Here is a 2,148-nt window from a genome sequence, read left to right on the forward strand (position 1 = left end):
GGTGCAGGCCGTCCCGGTGGCGGCCGCGGCCCGGGCCGTCCGGGTGCTCCCGGCACCGGTGGTCCCGGCGCAGGCGGCGGCGCTCCGGCCGGCGGTGGCTTCGGCAAGGGTGGCCGCGGTCGCGGTGGTACCCAGGGTGCCTTCGGTAAGGGCGGCGCAGGCCGTGGCAAGCAGCGCAAGTCGAAGCGTGCCAAGCGCCAGGAACTGGAGCAGATGAGTGCTCCGTCGCTGGGTGGCGTGAGCGTGCCCCGCGGCGACGGCAACACCGTTGTCCGGCTCCGCCGCGGCTCGTCCATCACGGACTTCGCCGACAAGATCGAGGCAAACCCCGCCGCGCTGGTGACGGTCCTCTTCCACCTCGGCGAAATGGCCACGGCCACGCAGTCGCTGGACGAGGAAACCTTCGCGCTGCTCGGCGAGGAGCTGGGTTACAAGCTGCAGGTTGTTTCGCCGGAAGACGAGGAGCGCGAGCTGCTCTCCGGCTTCGACATCGACTTCGAGGCCGAGCTGGAAGCCGAAGGCGACGACGACCTCGAGGCACGTCCTCCGGTAGTCACCGTTATGGGCCACGTCGACCACGGTAAGACCCGACTGCTCGATGCCATCCGCAAGTCCGACGTTATGGCGGGCGAGCACGGCGGCATTACGCAGCACATCGGTGCCTACCAGGTCACCCACAACCACGAGGGCACCGATCGCAAGATCACCTTCATCGATACCCCGGKCCACGAGGCGTTCACCGCCATGCGTGCCCGTGGTGCGAAGGTCACCGACATCGCCATCCTCGTGGTTGCAGCGGACGACGGCGTTATGCCCCAGACCGTTGAAGCCCTCAACCACGCGCAGGCGGCCAACGTGCCGATCGTTGTGGCCGTGAACAAGATCGACAAGGAAGGCGCCAACCCGGACAAGGTCCGCGGCCAGCTGACCGAGTACGGCCTGGTTCCGGAAGAGTACGGTGGCGACACCATGTTCGTTGAGGTCTCTGCCCGCCAGAACCTCAACATCGACGAGCTGCTCGAGGCTGTCCTGCTCACCGCGGACGCTGCCCTGGACATGCGCGCCAACCCGAACAAGGACGCCCGCGGTATCGCGATCGAAGCAAACCTGGACAAGGGCCGCGGTTCCGTGGCCACTGTTCTGGTCCAGTCCGGTACGTTGCACGTCGGCGACACGATTGTGGCAGGCACGGCCCACGGCCGCGTCCGCGCCATGTTCGACGACGACGGCAGTGCACTGACCGAGGCCGGCCCGTCCCGCCCCGTGCAGGTGCTGGGTCTGTCCAACGTCCCGCGCGCCGGTGACACCTTCTTCGTGACCGCTGACGAGCGCACCGCCCGCCAGATCGCCGAGAAGCGTGAAGCTGCCGACCGCAACGCCGCCCTGGCCAAGCGCCGCAAGCGCATCAGCCTGGAAGACTTCGACCAGGCCGTCGCCGACGGCAAGATCGACACCCTCAACCTCATCCTCAAGGGTGACGTGTCCGGTGCCGTCGAAGCCCTCGAGGACGCGCTGCTCAAGATCGACGTTGGCGAGGGTGTCCAGCTCCGCGTTATCCACCGCGGTGTCGGTGCGATCACGCAGAACGACGTCAACCTGGCAACGGTCGACTCCGCCGTTATCATCGGCTTCAACGTCAAGCCCGCCGAGCGTGTTGCCGAACTGGCAGACCGCGAAGGCGTGGACATGCGCTTCTACTCCGTCATCTACGCAGCAATTGATGACATCGARGCAGCCCTCAAGGGCATGCTCAAGCCGGAGTACGAAGAGGTCCAGCTTGGCACCGCCGAGGTCCGCGAAGTGTTCCGTTCCTCCAAGTTCGGCAACATTGCAGGCTCGATCGTCCGCTCGGGTGTTATCCGGCGCAACGCCAAGGCCCGCATCAGCCGCGACGGCAAGATCATCGGCGACAACCTCACCGTTGAGACGCTCAAGCGCTTCAAGGACGACGCCACCGAGGTCCGCACGGACTTCGAGTGTGGTATCGGTCTTGGCTCGTACAACGACATCAACGAAGGTGACATCATCGAGACCTTCGAGATGCGCGAGAAGCCGCGCGTCTAAGGTGTGGCTTCACGGGTGGGGCCGTCGGAATTTTCCGGCGGCCCCGCCCCTTCGCTGGGCGGCAATGGATCTACGATCCATTGC

1 protein-coding gene is annotated in these 2,148 nt (G+C 66.0%); it reads left to right on the plus strand.

Translation table 11 applies throughout. From position 1 onward, the window contains the following. The coding region (infB, locus tag AC1DHD_RS15865) for a translation initiation factor IF-2 (RefSeq protein WP_476880632.1) at positions 1 to 2,064 on the plus strand (2,064 nt) is incomplete at its 5' end. Between the last annotated feature and the right edge of the window lie 84 nt (positions 2,065 to 2,148).

Source organism: Arthrobacter sp. 05L45_2 (assembly GCF_056397525.1).